The sequence below is a fragment of the Pseudomonas sp. 10S4 genome (genome assembly GCF_034344865.1).
In the GTDB taxonomy this organism is placed as follows: Bacteria; Pseudomonadota; Gammaproteobacteria; order Pseudomonadales; family Pseudomonadaceae; genus Aquipseudomonas.
The window spans coordinates 6,231,893-6,250,432 of sequence record NZ_CP133774.1 but is presented as its reverse complement, the minus strand read 5'-3'; the positions used below and the strand labels follow the sequence as shown (position 1 = coordinate 6,250,432).

Here is an 18,540-nt window from a genome sequence, read left to right as displayed (position 1 = left end):
ACGAATTTGATACTAATTAAAATATATTTTTAACGTCAAGATATATATTCATCTAGGCGAGTGGGCGATTTGATGCAAAAAGGCATAACGCAAATGGAAAGTCCGGCCCCAGTGAGAGCGGACATGGACGCACCGCCGGATCACCGAACCGTGACCGCTCGGCGCAAACGTGATGCGATGCGCGCTCGAATACTCTCGGCGACCATGGACTTGCTAGCCGACCCTGCGAAGGTTTCGGTCAGCATCGAGGATGTTGCCCGGGTGGCGCAGATTTCCCGAGGAGCGTTCTACAAACACTTTGCTTCACTGGAGGAGGCATTGGCTGCCATAGGCCAGGAAGCCACCGACGGCATGACCCTGCACATCCTGCCCGTGTATGACGTGCTGACTCATCCGTTGGAGCGCATCAGCACGGCGATGCGGCTTTTTCTGCTTCGTGCGCATACCGACCGTCGCTGGGCGGCGTTTTTCCTGAGGGCCGAGTTAGTGCAGCACGAGTCGATCCTGCTGAAGTACGTATTCGCCGACCTGGAGGCGGGGCGAGACGCGGGCTTGCTTGAACTGCCCTCGATGCAGGCAGGCGTCGATGCTCTGATCGGCGCGACGCTGGAAGGGGTTCGTAGCATGACCCTGCGCAAGGTGGACGACCCGGAGGTCTACATCGACGCGGTCATTTTGATGGTGCTGCGCGGTTTCGGTGTGGCGAACGCCCAGGCGCAGGAGGCCGTGGCGTTTTCAAAGGCCTACCTGCAGGCGGGAGTGGCATCGGCTGCGGGTGAGCCGGCGAGCCCCCCACTGATTCGCCTTGATTTGAACGGCAACCTCAATCGTGCCAGCAGCGATACCAACCGTTGTTCTCGGTGATTTGTAGCCTGGTCTGATACAACTCCGACAAGTTTTTACTCGTCAGAATGTCGGGTTTTGGGCCGTCAGCAATAATTTGTCCTCGGTTGATTAGCACCACGCGGTCGATTTCGGGAATGATCTCGTCAACGTGGTGAGTAGTGATGATCAATGATCGGTCCTCACTGCAAAAGCTGCGCAATAGCGTCAGCATGGCCAGGCTGGCGCCCATGTCCAGGCCATTGGCGGGCTCATCGAAAATCAACGCCTCGGGATGATGAACAAGTGCTCGGGCCAGCAGGAGACGCCGCTTCTGGCCGGTGGAAAGGCGCTGAAACATGCAGGCCTCATCCTGCGCAATTCCGAGTCTGGTCATCATTGCCCGGGCCTGATCGACCTGGATATTCGTCGGTTGAAGGTGTTCATGACTGCCAATGGCACCGAAAAACCCGGAAACGACAACCTCTAATGCCGTGGTATAGGGCGTGTAGTGCTCTTGCAGGTCGTGCGAAACAAAACCGATCCTGTCCCGCAACTGCCAAAGATGAATCGTTTCGCTGTCAAAAAGCTTCAGGTAGCTGCCTTCCTGCGCAACGGGATACAGCTCCCGGTTTATCAATTTAAGCAGGCTGCTTTTACCCGCGCCGTTGGGGCCCAGGATTGCCACGCGCTCGTGCGGCTCAATCTTCAACGACAACCGATTGAGCACCCGTGTCTGTTGCTGGTACGCGGTGACTTGGTGGAATTCGATCATGTATAAAACCTCGCGCAAAGAATGCTGAACGCCCGAGTTAGAGGCGAAACCTGTTGATGTGTCCGCGCAGGCCCGTGGCCAGGAGCGACAGTTCTTTGCTGGTCGAATGAATCTGTACCGCGCCCGCCGAGGTTTGCACCGACAGATCACGAATGCTGATCAAGCTACGGTCAATTTCCCGAGAGACCTGGGCTTGCTGCTCGGACGCGGTGGCGATGACGATGTTCATTTGACTGATTGACTCGACTGCAATGGTTACCTGTTGCAACGCCGAATCCGCCTCTTGAGCAAGGCCTAAGGTTGAGTTGACACGATCCGTGCTCAGTTGCATGGACGACAATGTGTGCGCCGCCACGCCGCTTAGCTCGCTGACCATTTGTTCAATCTCACCCGTAGATTGTTGCGTCCGAAAAGCTAATGCCCGCACTTCCTCGGCGACGACAGCAAAACCACGACCTGCTTCCCCCGCCCGGGCGGCTTCAATGGCCGCATTCAGCGCGAGGAGGTTAGTCTGCTCGGCAATAGACCGTATTACCTCAAGCACCCGGTTAATGCCGGATACGCTGCTTGCAAGTGCCTCTACGCGATCTGCGGTAATGGAAATGCGCTCTGCTAATACTGAGAGCGACTCAAGTGTTTCGCCGACCCGAGCTTTACCAGTTTGTGCCGCGACATCCGTGGTTCGAGAAGCGTGCGCCGTTGCCGATGCGGTTCGCGCCACTTCATCGACCGCAGCCGTCATTTCATTCACAGCCGTGGCGGCTTGCTCGATTTCCCTGTTCTGTTCCTGAAGCCCGCTCGTAGCGATCGCTATCACTGAATGAAACTGCTGCGAGGACGAAGCCAGCAGGGTGGAAGAGTCCGTTATGCACAGAACGGTGTCGTGAAGATTGCCCTGCATGGCCCTCAATGCTCGAAGCAATAAGGCTGGCTCGTCGTTCCCCGTATCGTCGATTGAAGAGGTCAAATCACCTTGCGCAATGTTCTCCGCTACCTTAAGAGCGTCGAGCAGAGGCTGGTTAATACTTCTGGTGTAGAGCGTAGCCAACAGTACCGTCAGCAGGGCGGCCAGTGCCATTGCCCCAATGACCCCGGTCACGACACGATCACGTGTCTGCTGTTCGTTTTCAGCCGCCTGATGATAATGCTTCAGATAAAAATCCAGCAGTTGCCCCGAGCTGACGCCCAGTTCCATGGCAAATTTATCGATGGGGCCGTTCAGTATCTCAATAGCCGATGCCGTTTGCCCTCCTGCTGCGAGCCGAATGACTTCGAGTCGCTCATGACTGAAAGCCTTGTAGGCTTGAAGGTAGCGTTCGAACATTTCCTGCTCCGACTTTTCGTGCAGGTGCGCGGTAAAATCATCTTGCTGCTGTCGAACGCTTTCGAGCACTTGCTTCAACGCAGTCTGATTGGCGGCCAAGGCAACGCGATCCTGTAGAACAACCATCCTGAAGGTCATTATTCCGGCTCGATCCTCCGTTGTGTTCAACGCGGCAAGCCGGATGATTGCGGGGACCCAGATCTCTCTAATGGCTTCGGACTGCACGCTCATTTGTTTGACCATACTCAACGAGAACAGGCCAAGCAGCAGGACGACCAGGCCAATCAAGCCAAAGCCGAAAATCGAGCGCGGTGCCAACTTCATTTTTCTGAAAAACAACGGATTTGTCCTCAAAGAAGGGGATCGCAGCGTGCGCATTGATGGACGCTTTGTTTTTGCGCGCTGTCATAGCGAACATCAGATGAGACGGCGCCGGCTTGTGGCCGGCGCCTTACTTCGATGAACCGCTCAAGGGATAAATCAGCGCCGGGCGATCGTGGCGCCTGGCGCTGGCACGCTCATCGTGTGCGTGGCGCAGCAGAGCTGTTCTTGCGAACAAACAATCCCATTCCGACTTCCTGTCGCTCTCCGGGTGGAGAGTGAATTTTGTTAAACGCTGTCGATGCCTTCGACCCCAGGCTCGGCCACTCTGGCGGGTGCGGTTTCACGTAAACAGGTCGCGACCAGCAACCCGACCACCACCGCGCCGAGTGCCAGATACATCGTGTTCTCGATTCCGTGATGCTGTGCGATATAACCCGCGATAGCCGGCGCGACACCGCCGCCAAAAATCTCACCAATGCCCACCACCAACCCGGTTGCGGTAGACGTCAGCGCGGCCGGCACCGATTCACTGGTGAGTGGCCCGACCGTCATGCAGATCATGCTGAAGTTGAAGAAAATCGTCAGAAACAGTAGCGCGAATAACTTGACCGGTTCGGCACCAGTGGCCATCAGCAACCAAAGAAATGCGCCGGTGGCGACGAACGAAATGAGCACCACCGGTTTACGGCCGATGCGGTCTGACACGGCTGGCATGATCAATTGCCCGAGAAAACCACCCAGCCCGATGGCCGACATGACGAAGCCCATCTGCTGTACTTCCAGGTGCAAATAGTCCATCAAGTAGTTAGGCATCATCACGCTGATCACGAATAGGCAGGTCAGCATGCAGAACATGCCGACGATGTTCAGCAGCACGTTGCGATAGCGCAGGGCATCCAGCCAGCTCGGGTGGCCCACTGCGGCACTGGCTTCGGCTTTTTTCGCAGTGGCTGCGCGCGTTTCCCGCAAGTAACGGTACATCGCCAATGCCAGCAGGAAACCCGGCAGCGAAACGATTGCGAACACCCAGCGCCACGAAGGCACGACGAGTAACAGCTGTGTGGCGAGAATGGGCGCGAGACCCAGGCCGAGGATCGGGAAAAACGCCTGCTGAATGCCGATGTTCATCCCGCGCCGACGAGGATGCGATGACTCTGCCGTGGCCGCCAGGGCTGTTGGGGTGAACGCACCTTCGGAAATGCCCATGATCGCGCGGATCAGCATCAACCCGCCGATGCCGGTCGCCAAACCGGAAAGGCCTGCGAGCAGCGAAAACACCAGCACGGCTGGAATCAGCACTTTGCGTCGACCGATGCGATCGGACAGCCGCCCCATGAAAATCGAAGAAATGCCCCAGGCCAGGCCCAATATCGCGGTCACGTTGCCCAGATCCTGATAGTTCAGGCCCAGGTCTTTCATCATTACCGGGAACAGCGGCAGGATGATGAACCGGTCCAGGCCCACGAGGCCGAAACCCAAGGCCAGCAGCGCTACCGCTTTGAACTCGTAACGCACATCCCACGCATGCTTATTGTTATTCATGGTTGTTACTCGGATGGAGTTGAGGGTTAGCGGCCGTACGCAAGCCCGGCCGCCAAGGGATTAGAAATAAAACAGTGCTTCAACCAGGCCGGTCAGCTGCGTGTTGTTGCGACCCGCGCCAAACGGGTGATCGTCGGCATTGCCATCGAACACGTCGTAACGCACTTCAGGGCGCAACGAGACGTACTTGTTCAGGTCATAGCGCAGGCCCGTAGTGAGGGCATTGAAACTGCCGCGAGCAGTCGAAACCGGCAGCAGGATGAACCCGTCGGGATCGGCAAAATGTTCGGCGCGCACCGAGTAGGAGAGGTCCGGGCGTTGCTGGTAGGTGAGCACCGCGTTGGCACCCCACCAATGGGCGCCATCGAAACCAGGACCGTTGATAATGTCGACGGTTGTGGCCTTGCCGTCACCGTCCTGACGGCCATAAACCAGTTCGGCGCCCATCGACCAGTTTGAGTCGAAACGATGCCAGCCGTTGAGCGAGTGTTGTTGTTTGAACTGACCTTGTGGTGACACCAGGCGCGACGTTGGAGCCTGCACATCGCTGAAGCTGTCGTTCTGTTCATCGCCGAGGATGAACTCATAGTCCACCCAGGTCTGCATGTCTGCAGTACGCCAACGCAAGGCCCCCATCACCGACTTCTGATCGTTGTTGTCGCGCAGGTTGTTCCAGCCCTGGACTACCCCCAGTTCGGCGCCGAGAATCGACGATTCGCCGTTGTACAATCGCGTACCGAGCAGCACGCCACTTACGGTTCCCGGCTCGCTGACGAAGGCGTAGCTCTTGCTGGCAAACGGGTTACGAGCAGCGCGAATGTTGGGCGGGATTTCATAGCCCATCGCCGGGCCGAAGACCCCGGCCATGGCGGTGATTCCAGGGCCGTAAGGCAGGTAAGCAGTGGCGGCGATGTTGGGAATGGCAAGGAATTTCTGCTTGTCGCGCTGGGCCTTGGCGAGGTTGTCGTCACCAGGAGAATTAACGTCCCAGTGCATGTCCCAACCCGTGGTACGGGCGAACTGGGCATTACGCCCGTAGTTCATTTCGAAGGTGAAACCGAAGGAGGCTTCGCTCGGCGCAGGACCTGGCAACGGCGTGATACGTGGCACCATGGTGCCCTTCAGTTGCTTGTCGACGAAAAGATGCAAGCTACCCCATTCCAGCCCCTCGTCGGCGAAACCAACCACTGGGAGATTGCTCAAACCGTCCTGACGCTCATCGTGTGTCGAGCGATTATTGCGAGAGTAAGCGGCGTCAAAAAGGCCTGAGACCTGAATCCCGTAATCCTTTTCCAGCGTGTCTCCAAACAGGCTGCGAAACAGTGTGCCTTCACCCGTTTCAGGGGATTCGGCTGCGTGTGTGTTGAGCGTTGCGAAGGCGGCCAGAACCGCACCAAGCGTTTTCACCTTGATGTTGATCATTTTCTGTCTCTTGTTTTTTTTGTCAGAGTTTTAGAGGGCGGGGCGTCCATGCCACCGGAAAGTCGTGTCAGGCGTGGCGGGCCTTTCCACCATTAACGACGTGGGGTTGGCTGCTTTGTTGCAATTGCTCGCGCAGGGAGTTGAGCAATTTGGGTAACGCAGACAGCTCTGCAACGCCGCCATAGCAGTAGTAGTCGGGACGCACGATAAGGGCTTTGAGTCCGGCCTCGGCCATGAAGCGCAGGTATTTGCCAGAGACGTCGCGATAGATGCCTTTGCTGCTGTCAGCCGTTTCTGCGAGTCGAACGACTTTCAGATCGTAGTCATGGATGAAGCTCTGCTGTTCAGGCGTGAGCGATGCCAGGGGATCCTGGTCACCTCGGACAAGCAGATGGAAACCACGTCCAATAACTTCGTCATAGCGGCTGACCTTGCCACCGATTTCGATCGAGCCGTGAACCCCGAGAATGCCGCGCAATTGGCCATCCTTCTGCAGTAGACCATCGGTTAAACCCGGGAACGGCGGCAGTGGTGCGACGTTGCCGCTCAAATAGGCTGCATCGCGCTCGGCGGCCTTCACCGGGTCCGATACGCAAACGACTTTACCCATGGCCATGGACGCTTCGATCACGGCGCGGATCTGCGGTTTGCGCTCCAGTGTGTAGCTGTCCAACAGGCTGTCGTCAGCCAAACCGCGCAGCAGCAAATCGAGACGCCAGGACAGGTTCCATGCGTCCCGGATCCCCGAGCACATGCCTTGGCCCATGAACGGTGGCATCACGTGGGCCGCGTCGCCGGCCAACATTATCCGACCGCTGTGCCAGTTCGAGGCAATGCGTGAACGGAACTGATAGACCGCGTGGCGCACCAGGTCAGCAGTGTCCGGCGTCACCCAACGCGACAGCAGCGACCAGACCTTGTCGGTGTCTTGCAAGTCTTCGATGGTTTCATGGGGCAGGCGCATGAATTCCCAGCGGCGATAACCGGGGCCCCCAGGGACCATGGTGGTCGGTCGTTCGGGGTTGCACCATTGGCCGATGTCCGGCACATCCAGTTGCACACCGGGCTTGGGTTGCAAGTCGACCACCAGCCAGTCTTCCTGAAAGCCCAGATCCTGCCATTCAACGCCCAGCGACTGGCGCACGAAGCTATTGGCACCGTCGGCACCGATCACATAACGAGCCCGTACACTTTGCTGCTCTTCACTGAGTGAAAACTTGCCGCCTTCGCGAATGATCCGATTGAGGACCATGTCGCAGCCTTGGGTGTCTTGTTGCAGCGCAGTCGCTTCCCAGCCTTGATGGACCTGCACGTTGCCGATGCTTTTGGCTTTGCGGTCCAGTGCGGCTTCCAGCGATGGCTGATTGAACAGGTAACCGAACGGCCCGTCACTGATGGATTCAGCCGACCAATCGATCTCTACCAGGACTTTCCAGTCAGCGTTGAACCACTGGTAGCGTGCCGATGGCTGGGAGATTTTCGCCAGTTCTTCGCCAAGGCCCATGGAGAGGAAAATTCGGCGAATCTCATGGTCGTAAAATACTGCCCGCGGGAGCGGGTAAAGCGCTGGCCAGCGTTCGAAGACGGCGACTGAATAACCCATTTGGCCCAATAGAATGGCCAGGGTCTGGCCGACGGGGCCGTAACCGGCAATGGCGACATCGACTGTAGTGTGCTGGTTCATGATCTGTGCCTCGTGTACTTCGCAATGATTTCCGGACATGGCCGGGCCTGTTGCGCGAACCAGGGAGGCTCGCGCAATGCAGGAATTCCAGTTTTTTAAAACAATAAGCGGCAGGCGACTCAGGCAGGTGCCGGGGTGTCCGCTTCAGTGTTGAAAATGAAGTTATCCGGCACGTCCGGGCCCCAGAGGTACAGTGAGTTTTCCGGGGGATAATCGCCGGCAGGCCATTCGCTGCCTTCGGAGATGTAGTCCATGTCTGCCGAGTACTCGCAGAACGAACCCCATGGATCCTGCACGTAATGAAAGTAGTTAGAACCCAGGCAATGACGACCCGTGCCCCAACCTTTCACGTGTCCCGCCGCCGCCATCTGCGAAGCGCCTGCACCGACTTCATCAATGCTGTCGACTTCCCACGCAGCGTGGTGCCAGCCCTTGGCGCTGCTCTTGGCGAACGCCACCAGATGATGGTCGCAACCGTGGGCGGCATGACTGAAGGCGATAATGTCCATCGACTTGTCGGAGAGCTTCAAGCCCAGGGCCTGTTGGTAAAAGTGCAGCGCGCCAAGCACATCGGGGGTAAACAACAGGACATGGGACAAGCGGCGAGGGCGGACCTGCGCCATGGCGTCGCGGGTCGTCGCGCCGCGGCTGTTGGACGGGGTGATGCTGTTGTGGTGGTCGGACTTTTGATCGGGCATGGTTTTTTCGCCGACCTTCACGTGCAACAGGTTGCCGTCCGGGTCGCGAAACCACATTCCGGCTTCGGGACGATCTTCGAACAGCCCGCCAGCGGTTTCGATCTGCTGGCGCAACGCAGCGTAATCCTGCTCGTAGCAGTTGAAACTCAGATAAGCGAGGGACTTGGAGGCCGCAGGGAAAATTTTTGCCCAGACATGGCCGTCAGTTGCTCGCAACAGAAGCTGGTTCTGTTCACGGAGAACGTCGAGGCCGAAGCTTTCGAAGAACTGGCAGGCTTCGTCCAAAGACGGGACGTTCAGCGCGTAATGATCGATTGAATGCACACCATGGGACACGCTCATGATTGCCTCCATTTAATTATTCTTGTAGTGGGGCGTAGGGGCGAGGTCGGCCCTGCGCCGAGTTCGAAGCTGAGTCTGTTATCAGACTTCGTCGACAACCGGGTTGACCAGTTTGCCGATGCCCTCGATCGATACTTCGACCACATCGCCCGCTTTCAGATAAATCTTGGGATTCATGCCAAAACCAACGCCAGCTGGGGTGCCGCTGACAATCACGTCGCCTGCTTCGAGCGTGACCGCTTCACTCAGCGTAGAGATGATGGTAGCGACGTCGAAGAGCATGTCTTTGGTGTTGGCTGATTGTACAACCTTGCCGTTGACGCGTGTCTCAAGCAACAAACCCTTGCCACCCGCTGGCAACTCATCGGCAGTCACTAGCACCGGCCCGAACGCACCTGTGTCATCGAAGTTTTTACCGACGGTCCACTGCGGCGAGATGAACTGGTAATCGCGTACCGAGCCTTCGTTGAACAGCGCATAACCGGCGACGTGATCGAGTGCGTCTTCCTTGCGGATATGACGGCCGCCGCTTTTCAGAACCACAGCCATTTCACCTTCGTAGTCGAGGGTGTCGGAGATGCGCGGACGAATCAGCGGTTTGTTATGGGCTGTCAGGCTGGAGTTCCAGCGAGGGAACAGGGTGGGGTAGGTCGGTTGAGCGTAAGGGGACTCTTTGGTGTGATCGGCGTAGTTCAGGCCGACGCAAACGATTTTGGTCGGACGCTCCATCAATGGCAGGTAAGCGTCTTCGGCGATTTCGACGATAGCGCCATTGGCACCTTGGGCATGAGTGGTCAGATCGACACCTCGCGCCAACAACGACTCAAGCGTTTCGGTTCCAAGTACGCGTACGCCGTCGGCAGTGACGACACCCAGAACAGGTTGACCTTGATTGAGGAAGCGGACGTAGCGCATGACAGGTTTCTCTTGTTGATTTGATGGGTGTCGGTGGTGAAGGGCAGTACCGACTGCGTGTTCACAAAGCTAGAGGCAAAAAAATATATCGTCAACAAGAAAATATATATTTCAGATAATGTGAGAAATTATTCATCCTGTGTATGATTCGTGCAGACAAGCGAAAAATGGAGTCGACCTTGAATTCCCCTATGATCAACTGGCAATCGGCCGAGCCCACCGAAAAGCGCACCATGGCTTCGCAGCTGGAAGAACGGATTCGCCAGGACATTATCAATGGCCGATTGGCTCCGGGCAGTCGCCTGCGTCTCAAGGAATTGTCCGAAGCTTACGACGTCGGTGTGATTCCGCTGCGTGAAGCTTTGTCGCGCCTGGCCAGCAGTGGCTTCGTATCTGCCGCCGATCAGAAAGGTTTCAGTGTCGGCCGTATCTCTGCAGCAGAAATCGCCGACATCACAGCTGCGCGATTGCACATCGAATGCAAGGCGCTTGCCGATTCGATTCGTCAGGGTGATGTGGAGTGGGAGAGTCGTGTTCTTGCCGCTCACCATCGACTGGATCGCCTGACCATCGTCGAAGGCCCGGAGCGACTGCTAAAACCCGAGTGGGAAAAAGCTCACGAAGTATTCCATCAGGCGCTGATCTCCGGCTGCAATTCACCGACATTACTGCGGCTGTGCTCGTCACTGCGAGACCAGACAGCGCGCTATCGTTTTCTGTCGATGCACTATGCCGACAGCAGCGCACGTGATGTGCCGAACGAACACCGCCAGTTGATGGATGCTGCGCTGGCCAAAGACATCGGCAAGGCTTGCGAATTGCTGTCCAGCCACTACCAGACCACGACCGACTCGGTGCTCAAACACGCACTGCTGGGATAGCGATGTCGTTCTCTCGATCAAGTTTCGTTGCGAAGCCTGGTGCGCCGCAGGTTACGTAGATAAAACTAAATGACCGACATTGATCATTTGTGAGTGACCGCTTTTGGCCGAATGCAGCCCTTGACGACAGGCAAGAATCGGCCAATAGCAGCCGCTCGAACTTGTTTCACCATGCTGTCGAACGGATTATTTTTCCTCTCTACGCCAGACTGTTGCGGCCAAATCCATCCCCACTGTATCTGCTTCTGCCTAACTACTACCGGTTAGCATTACTCCTCATCCAAGGAAGTATTGCTCTATGCCGGACGCCACTAACCTCTACCTATTTATTGCCGCCGCCTTGATGTTGCTGATCGTGCCTGGCCCTAACATGGCTATCGTCAGCAGCCATGCAGTTGCCCACGGCTGGCGCGCCGGCCTCGCCGCAGCACTAGGAATAACCCTGGCCGATGTGCTGATGACCGTCATGGTTAGCGCAGGTCTCGGTGCGCTGGTGATGAGTTGGGCGCCGGCGTTTGACTTGCTACGGTGGGCTGGGGCTTGTTATCTGATGTGGCTGGCCTGGCAGGCATTGAAGACTCCTCCTGCGGACACTGATACTCAAGCTACACAGGCTTCGTTTCGGAAGATCCTTGCCCGAGCCACGCTCAACAGTCTGTTAAACCCTAAGGCGCTGTTGTTCTTCATGGTATTCCTGCCGCAGTTCGTCAGCGTAGGTGCCAGCAGCGTCACCTCGCAATTGATGTTCTTAGGTTTGTTGCTTGCGCTGATCGCATTGATCTTCCATTCCCTGCTCGGATTTTGCGCCGGACGGCTGCATGGGCGCCTCAGCAAAGGCATGATATCTAAACGCCTTGGTGCTTATGGCTTCGCTGCGGTAATGACAGCTCTGGCGGCACGTTTACTGCTGCTCAACCGGCCGCTTTAAAGGGTCGAGTCACACCGATTTGGCAAAATATTTTCCTTGCCTATCCGCACCGTCGAATACCGTGACCTAGACGAGATGTCCACTATGGGTCCAGGCTGTGTAAAAACGTTTTTGAGCGCGACAGGTACTCAAAACCGGACTGAAAATCGCGCTCCTACGCGAAATCCACATCTGCTGACGTGCCGATAAATTTCAGATTTAACGTAGACGCGCACACTTCAATTTTGGCGAAGCGTTTTTACACACTCTGGGCCGAAAGCAGCCAGTCACAAAGACCAGCCACTAACAACCCCAAACCTAACCCAACAACGGCGAAGGATGCCGACTAAACCAACGGCTTGCCACTTCATAAGCGTGAGCCAGTTGCAGTACGGCAAAGTCAGCCTGGTGCCGGCCGATGATCTGCATGCCCATCGGAAGCCCGTTCTCATTGAACCCCACTTGAACATTGGCCACCGGGCAGCCAGAGAGCGAGCCCGGGATCACCACTTCCATCCAGCGGTGATAGGTGTCCATGGCGACACCTTCAATGGAGGTCGGCCACGGGATGTTTTTGTCGAACGGGAAGACCTGAGCGCTCGGCAGCAGCAGGTAGTCGAAGCGTTCGAACAGTCTGGAAATGGCGCGGTACCAGTTACTGCGCGCGACCGAAGCGGAAAAGACTTCGCTGGCCGTCAGCTTCAGGCCGTTTTCGACTTCCCAGCAGGCTTCCGGTTTCAACTGCTTGCGCTTTTGCGGGTCGGTATAGATTGCCCCCAGAGAACCCGCAACCGTCCAGTGGCGCAAGGTTCGCCAACTGCTCCACAGTTGTTGCGGGGCGAATTCGGGTTGGACCGATTCGATGTGGCAACCCAGGCTTTCGAAATCGGCAAAGGCCTTTTCGCACAGCGAAAGAATGCCGTGTTCCATCGGCAGGTAGCCGTTGAAGTCTCCTAGCCAGCCAATACGAGTGCCTTTGAAGTCGCGCTCCAAGGGTGCCGCGAAGGCACCGCCGGATTCGGCGATGGACAGCGGCGCGCGGGCATCCGCGCCCGCCTGCACAGACAAGAGTAAGGCCGCATCGCGCACGCTACGGCCCATCGGCCCTTCGTAACCGAGCTGGTCGAAAAACAGATCGGCACTGTCGTCGAACGGCACACGGCCCTGGGATGGGCGGAACCCGAAGATATTGTTGAAGGCTGCCGGATTACGCAGCGACCCCATCATGTCGCTGCCATCGGCCACCGGCACCAAATGCATGGCCAGTGCTGCCGCCGCGCCGCCGCTACTACCGCCCGCCGTCTTGCTCGGGTCAAAGGCACAAGCGGTAACGCCGAACAACGGGTTATAGCTTTGCGAGCCAAGACCGAATTCCGGTGTGTTGGTCTTGCCGATAATGATCGCGCCAGCGGCCTTGATCCGTTCCACCATGATGCCGTCGCGTTCCGGGACAAAATCTTTGAACAGCGGTGAACCCAGGGTGGTGCGAATGCCGCGGGTCAGGGACAAGTCCTTGATGGCGTGGGGCAAACCGTGCATCCAGCCAAGGTACTCGCCACGGGCCAGCTCGGCATCGCGGACGTCGGCCTGGGCCAGCAGGTCTTCCGGTGCTTGCAGGCTGATCAACGCATTGACACGAGGATTGAAACGGTCGATATGGCCAAGATAAGCCTGCATCACTTCCCGGCAGGAAACCTGGCGCAGGCGGATGCGTTCGGCGAGTTCATTGGCCTGTAGCAGGACCAGTTCGCTGATGGTGTTAGAAGTCATTGCACGCTGCCTTTCAGACGGCTGGAGAAACACCCCGTCACTGCGACGGGGCGGTAAAAATCAACGCATCAGGTTGGTCCACAAACGGTCGGCCAGGCGGATCGCACTTTCACCGCAGGTTTTGCTGAACACGACCTGCGTACCTTGTGGAATGTGCAACTCCGGTGCGTCCTTGAGGCCTGCGTCGAGGAACGGTTCAACGCCCTTGACCGGGCTCTGGTGCTTGAGAAAGTTCTGAGTCATCGCGGAGTTTTCAGGCTGGCTCAGAAACGCGATAAACGCCTTGGCGTTCGCCGGGTTCTTGCTGCCCATTGGTATGACCATGTTATCGACCCAGGCCAGCACGCCTTCTTTCGGGTACAGGTATTTCAGGCTGGGTTTCATTTCCCGGGCGCGCATCGACGAGCCACCCCAGAACATCGACATGTCGACTTCACCGGAGGCGAGGTTTTCGCGGATCGAGCCGGCCTTGGAGCTGTAGGTTTTGACGAAGGGCTTCTGCGCCTTGAGCAGGGTGAGCACTTCGCTGTATCTGCTTGGGGTCTTCGCTGCAGAGCGGGATATTCAGGTAAAGGCTGGCCATGTCGATGACTTCGCTGACCGAATCGAACATGTTGATTCGTCCCTGCAATTCGGCCGGCGGCTCGTAAAGCACCTTGTAGCTGTCGGTCGGACCTTTGTAGCGTCCGGCGTCGAGTACCACGCTGGTGGTGCCCCAGATGAAAGGTACGGAATAGGCGCCTTCCGGGTCCCAAGTGGGCTTTTTCAGGTTGTCGACGATGTTCGCATAGTAGGGCTCATTGACCGGGTCGAAGCGTTCCAGCAAATGCTCCTTGATCAGGATCGGAACGAACTGGTGCGACGGAATCGCCACGTCGTAACCCGCGCCGCCTTGCTTGAGCTTCGCCAGCAGCGTTTCGTTGGAGTCGTAGGAATCTACGGTGACTTCGATCCCGGTTTGCTTCTGGAACTTGGCGAGGATCTCGGGCGAAAAGTAACCGCTCCAGCTCACCACGTTGAGTTTTTCCGCGGCCTGAACGCTGCCGACAATCGTCAGCGGTAAGGTCAGTAACAACGAGGTGCCGATGCTTATAATCAACTTGCTCATGCTTTTTCCCCACAGTACGTAGAAAGGTTCAGGCGTTCTTTTTGCTCAACAGATAGGAGAGGCTGACGAACAGCACCGAGACGCCCAGGATCAGGGTCGAAACGGCGTTGACGTCGGGTGTCACACCCATGCGTAACAGGCCGAAGATAAAAATCGGCAAGGTGGTGGTGCCCGCTTGGGAGACCATCATCGAGATCACGAAGTTATCCAGCGAAACGATGAAGGCCAGCATCAGCCCGGAGATAATCCCGGGCATCAGCAGCGGCAAAGTGACCTTGCGAAAGGTCCGCCAAGGGCCGGCATAAAGGTCAGCCGAGGCTTGCTCCAGTGACAGGTCCATGTCATTGAGTCGGGCGCGAATCGGCAGGTAGGCAAAAGGGATACAGAACACCGTATGGGCGATGATCAAGTTGCCGTAGCCCAGTGACAGGCCAATGGTGGAGAACAGCGCGAGCGTGGCGACACCGACCACGATCTCCGGCAGCACCAGAGGCAGCATGATTGCGCCCATCGACAGTTGAAGGCCTTTGAACTTGGCGCCTCGCGACGTACCGAGGGCGGCGAGGGTCGCGATGGCCGTGGCCACAACGCTTGCGCAAACGGCAATCAAAAGGCTGTTGCCGGCCGCCTGGCGCAGTGCCTGATTAGCGAACGCTGCGCGATACCAGTCGAGGCTGAACCCGGTCCACACGGTCGCGGACTGATTGGCGTTGAAAGAGAACACCACCAGCACCACGATTGGCGCATAGAGGTACAGGTAAAACAAAAAACTGAATCCGCCGAAGCCCGGGAAGTCCTGCACACTCAACCCGTTTCGTTTAAATAAACGCAGCATTACGCACCTCCCTTGGCGATGCGCTGGCGCTCGGCGCGCAAGGCATACACGGTCAGCACCAGCATCACCGCCGCCATCAACACCAGCGAAAGGGCCGCACCGAATGGCCAGTTACGCGCATCACTGAACTGCCTGAAGATGAGGTTGCCGAGCATCATTCGAGTCCCTCCGCCCAACAGCTCCGGCGCAATCATCGCGCCCAGGCAGGGCACGAACGTCAGGATGGCGCCGGCAAGAATCCCCGGTTTGGCGATCGGCAGCACCACTTTGCGCAAGGTGCGCAGGCGCCCGGCGTAGAGGTCCTGGGCGGCTTCCAGCAAGCGCGTGTCCATTTTTTCCAGCGTGGCGTAGATCGGCAGCACGACGAAGGGCGCGTAGGTATAAACCAGGCCCAACAGCACCGCGCCGTCGGTGTAGAGCATCTGCAACGGCTGGTCGATGATGCCGAGGCCCATCAGGCTGTTGTTGATCACCCCGGTATTACGCAGTAGCAGAATCCAGGCGTACGTGCGGATCAGCAGGTTGGCCCAGAACGGCACGGTGATCAGGAAAATCAGCAAACCGCGCCGATGCGCCGGTTGCATGGCCAGCCACACCGCCACCGGAAAGCCGATCAGCAGCGTGATCAGGGTGGTTAATCCGGCGATGCCGATAGAGCGCAAAGCAATCATCAGGTAGGCGTCAGTGAAGGCCAGACTGTCATCCAGTTGCCGTTCGAATAGCAGCGATGTGTAGGCTTCACTGCTGAAGACCTTGTTCACCCCGCCGTAGGGGTTGGCCTCCATCAGCGAATAGCCGATGACGATCAGGATGGGCACGATCAGGAACAGGCTGATGGCGACCAGCGCGGGGCTGACGCCGAGGAAGCTCTGGAAAGCCCGGCGGCGCTCCAGGGTATGGGCGATTGGTAAAGCGTGCATGGCAAATCCTCGTGCTCAATCGTGCAGGACGCTGGCGCTACCGCGGTCGAACAACAGACCGGCCTGACGGCCCACGGCGAAGCGCAGGTTATGGTCGACGCTGTTGGGTGTGCGCACGGTGAGGCGCGAACCGTCGCTCAGGCTGACTTGATATTGCAGGTCGGTGCCGAGGTAGATTTGCGCATCGACCCGGCACGGCAGCGCGCCTTCGGTGCCGACAGGTACCAGATGCAGGCGTTCGGGACGCACCGACAACGTCACCGTGGCGCCGACCCGAACGTCGCTGCAAGGTTGCGCGGGCAGCGGGTGACCGGCAGGCCGCCGCGAACCAGGCCAGGTCTGCTTCGACACGCGTGACGGTGCTTTCAATGAAATTCGTTTCGCCGATGAAGTCCGCCACAAAGCGATTACGTGGCCGTTCGTAGATGTCTTCCGGGCGGCCGACTTGTTGCACTTCACCTTCCGACAACACCGCGATGCGGTCGGACATTGTCAGGGCTTCTTCCTGGTCGTGAGTGACGAAGATGAAGGTGATGCCGGTCTTGGCCTGGATGGTTTTCAGTTCCTCGCGCATGGCCTGGCGCAACTTCAGGTCCAATGCCGATAGCGGCTCGTCCAGTAACAGCACTTTTGGATGCGGCGCCAGCGCGCGAGCCAGGGCGACACGCTGTTGCTGGCCGCCAGACAGTTGTGCCGGTTTGCGCGCGGCGAAGCGTTCCATCTGCACCAGGGCGAGCATCTCGCGCACTCGGTCGGTGATTTGGTGCTTTTTCAGGACTTTGCCCATCGGGTGTGATTCGAGGCCGAAGGCCAGGTTCTCAGCGATGGTCATGTGCGGGAACAGCGCGTAATGCTGGAACACGGTGTTGACCGGCCGTTCGAATGGCGGGCGGTCGGCGATGTTTTCGCCGTAGAGCAAAATCTCGCCCTCGGTCGGGAATTCGAACCCGGCGATCATCCGTAAAAGAGTGGTTTTGCCGCAGCCGGACGGGCCGAGGAGGGTGAAGAATTCGTTGTCGTGAATGTCCAGGTCGATGCTTTTCAGCGCCACCGGACCAGACTGTGGATCGCCGTAGACTTTACGCACTGAGCGGATAGACACCGCCAGCGTTTGCAGCGAATGCAGGGCATTCATGCGTTACCTCCGATTCCCCCATCGCCTGCGGATGTGCTGTGGACAGCAATACCGACGGGCCATGGATATTGTTTTTGTGGGCAGGATCGAAATGCGTTCGGTGTTTTTTTATTGTGCTGTTGGGTCGATTATCAGTGAGCGGTTGCGGGAGCGAAACTTCAGTTTTAACATAGCTGCTGTTAAATAATTTAATAGCCAGGGGCGTCGACAGCTATGCCGGATGACCGTTTGCCGCCACTCAACGCGGTGCGTGCCTTTGATGCCGCCGCCCGGTTGGGCAGCTACGTCGAGGCCTCGAAAGCCTTGCACGTGACCCAGCCCGCCATCGGTCGGCATGTGAAGTTGCTGGAGGAGTGGCTGGGAATCCAACTGTTCGAACGTACGTCTCGCGGGGTCACCCTGACGTCGGCGGGGGAGAAGTACCATCGCAAGATTTCAGCGGCGTTGCAGCTCATCATCGAAGCCGGCAAAGAGGCGCGGCCCAAGGCTGCCGAGCGGTGGCTGCGCATCATGGTGGTGCCGGGGTTCGCCAAGCGCTGGCTGATGCCGCGCATTGAAGCGATGCGTCACTTGCGGCCGGGTTTGAAGTTCGCCATCGAGCCCAACTCCACCTTCACCGAGGTGGATGGCAAGAACACCGACCTTGGGATTGTCTACGGCATGGACGGGGAGTACGCCCATTCCCGTGCGACCCTTATCTGTCCGCGAGTCTTTCCGATCTGCACCCCGGCTTATCTGGCCAGTATCGATCCCATCGAATGTCCTGCCGATCTGGTGAAACACAACCTGATCCACGTCGATGATGGCGAATGGTGGAACCTGTGGTTCACCGCCCACGGTCTGGATTTCCACCTTAATTCGGACATGCTTTACGTCAACAACGATCATGCGCTGTCGGTGGCCGAGAGCGGGCAGGGTATTGCACTGGCCAACGAAGTGCTGGTGCGAGAAGAACTTGATGCCGGTCGGCTGGTGCTGGCGGTAGACGCGCAGGTAAAGCTCGAAAGCTATCGGGTGCTCACGCCGTCCGCTGAACTGTCAGCGGACGTGGCGTGGTTTATCCAATGGTTGCAGACGGAGTTGGGAAAAGAGTTTGGAGACTGAGCATCGTTAAACTTCGATGCTCACGGCCCCAT

14 protein-coding genes and 3 pseudogenes are annotated in these 18,540 nt (G+C 57.7%); 4 read left to right on the top strand and 13 right to left on the bottom strand.

Translation table 11 applies throughout. The annotated features are described in order from the left end of the window. Positions 1-123 precede the first annotated feature (123 nt). Positions 124-864, top strand: coding sequence for a TetR/AcrR family transcriptional regulator (locus RHM58_RS29135; RefSeq protein WP_322268904.1), 741 nt, complete (start codon positions 124-126; stop codon positions 862-864). Here the strand turns inward: RHM58_RS29135 and RHM58_RS29130 are convergent. The 8 genes and pseudogenes from RHM58_RS29130 to RHM58_RS29100 all read right to left on the bottom strand — a co-directional run bounded on the left by RHM58_RS29130 (position 824) and on the right by RHM58_RS29100 (position 9,848). After that, the gene (locus RHM58_RS29130) at positions 824-1,597 is read right to left on the bottom strand and encodes an ABC transporter ATP-binding protein (protein ID WP_322268903.1); all 774 of its coding nucleotides are present in this window, start codon (positions 1,595-1,597) and stop codon (positions 824-826) included. The genes RHM58_RS29135 and RHM58_RS29130 overlap by 41 nt on opposite strands. 37 nt (positions 1,598-1,634) lie before the next feature. Continuing rightward, complete coding sequence (locus RHM58_RS34210) at positions 1,635-2,498, bottom strand: methyl-accepting chemotaxis protein (RefSeq protein WP_416195345.1); 864 nt, start codon at positions 2,496-2,498, stop codon at positions 1,635-1,637. Then, positions 2,490-3,245: pseudogene (locus tag RHM58_RS34205) on the bottom strand (MCP four helix bundle domain-containing protein); the annotation flags it as partial. The gene RHM58_RS34210 and the pseudogene RHM58_RS34205, both read right to left, overlap by 9 nt. Before the next feature lie 285 nt (positions 3,246-3,530). Next, the gene (locus RHM58_RS29120; RefSeq protein ID WP_322268901.1) at positions 3,531-4,787 is read right to left on the bottom strand and encodes an MFS transporter; all 1,257 of its coding nucleotides are present in this window, start codon (positions 4,785-4,787) and stop codon (positions 3,531-3,533) included. A 60-nt stretch (positions 4,788-4,847) separates the two neighbouring features. Beyond that, positions 4,848-6,209, bottom strand: a complete 1,362-nt coding sequence (locus tag RHM58_RS29115) for an outer membrane beta-barrel protein (RefSeq protein ID WP_322268900.1) — start codon at positions 6,207-6,209, stop codon at positions 4,848-4,850. A 67-nt stretch (positions 6,210-6,276) separates the two neighbouring features. After that, entirely contained in the window at positions 6,277-7,893 is a 1,617-nt protein-coding gene (locus RHM58_RS29110) for a bifunctional 3-(3-hydroxy-phenyl)propionate/3-hydroxycinnamic acid hydroxylase (RefSeq protein WP_322268899.1), read from the bottom strand. Between the two features lie 119 nt (positions 7,894-8,012). Then, complete coding sequence (locus tag RHM58_RS29105; RefSeq protein WP_322268898.1) at positions 8,013-8,933, bottom strand: VOC family protein; 921 nt, start codon at positions 8,931-8,933, stop codon at positions 8,013-8,015. A gap of 81 nt (positions 8,934-9,014) precedes the next feature. Further along, a complete protein-coding gene (locus RHM58_RS29100) occupies positions 9,015-9,848 on the bottom strand; it encodes a fumarylacetoacetate hydrolase family protein (RefSeq protein ID WP_322268897.1) in 834 nt (277 codons plus the stop codon). Positions 9,849-10,027: 179 nt separating this feature from the next. Here RHM58_RS29100 and RHM58_RS29095 point away from each other — a divergent pair, with 179 nt between their 5' ends. Together RHM58_RS29095 and RHM58_RS29090 are read left to right on the top strand one after the other, a co-directional pair. Then, positions 10,028-10,729 carry a GntR family transcriptional regulator gene (locus RHM58_RS29095; protein ID WP_322268896.1) on the top strand — a complete coding sequence of 234 codons (702 nt, stop codon included), beginning with the start codon at positions 10,028-10,030 and terminating at the stop codon, positions 10,727-10,729. Positions 10,730-11,027: 298 nt separating this feature from the next. Then, positions 11,028-11,657 (top strand): LysE family translocator, encoded by a 630-nt coding sequence (locus tag RHM58_RS29090; protein WP_322268697.1) that lies wholly within the window; start codon positions 11,028-11,030, stop codon positions 11,655-11,657. Positions 11,658-11,954: 297 nt separating this feature from the next. Here RHM58_RS29090 and RHM58_RS29085 read toward each other — a convergent pair whose 3' ends face one another. The 5 genes and pseudogenes from RHM58_RS29085 to RHM58_RS29065 form a co-directional block, all read right to left on the bottom strand. After that, positions 11,955-13,406 carry an amidase gene (locus RHM58_RS29085; RefSeq protein ID WP_322268895.1) on the bottom strand — a complete coding sequence of 484 codons (1,452 nt, stop codon included), beginning with the start codon at positions 13,404-13,406 and terminating at the stop codon, positions 11,955-11,957. 60 nt (positions 13,407-13,466) lie between these two features. Then, a pseudogene (locus RHM58_RS29080) lies at positions 13,467-14,514 on the bottom strand (extracellular solute-binding protein). 28 nt (positions 14,515-14,542) lie between these two features. After that, the gene (locus tag RHM58_RS29075) at positions 14,543-15,349 is read right to left on the bottom strand and encodes an ABC transporter permease (RefSeq protein ID WP_201206689.1); all 807 of its coding nucleotides are present in this window, start codon (positions 15,347-15,349) and stop codon (positions 14,543-14,545) included. Further along, positions 15,349-16,269 (bottom strand): ABC transporter permease, encoded by a 921-nt coding sequence (locus RHM58_RS29070; protein ID WP_201206687.1) that lies wholly within the window; start codon positions 16,267-16,269, stop codon positions 15,349-15,351. The genes RHM58_RS29075 and RHM58_RS29070 overlap by 1 nt, the downstream gene beginning before the upstream one ends. Positions 16,270-16,284: 15 nt before the next feature. Then, positions 16,285-17,404: pseudogene (locus tag RHM58_RS29065) on the bottom strand (ABC transporter ATP-binding protein). A 213-nt stretch (positions 17,405-17,617) separates the two neighbouring features. Between RHM58_RS29065 and RHM58_RS29060 the strand changes: the two are divergent. Beyond that, positions 17,618-18,508 (top strand): LysR substrate-binding domain-containing protein, encoded by an 891-nt coding sequence (locus RHM58_RS29060; protein ID WP_322268894.1) that lies wholly within the window; start codon positions 17,618-17,620, stop codon positions 18,506-18,508. The last annotated feature ends 32 nt before the right edge of the window (positions 18,509-18,540 follow it).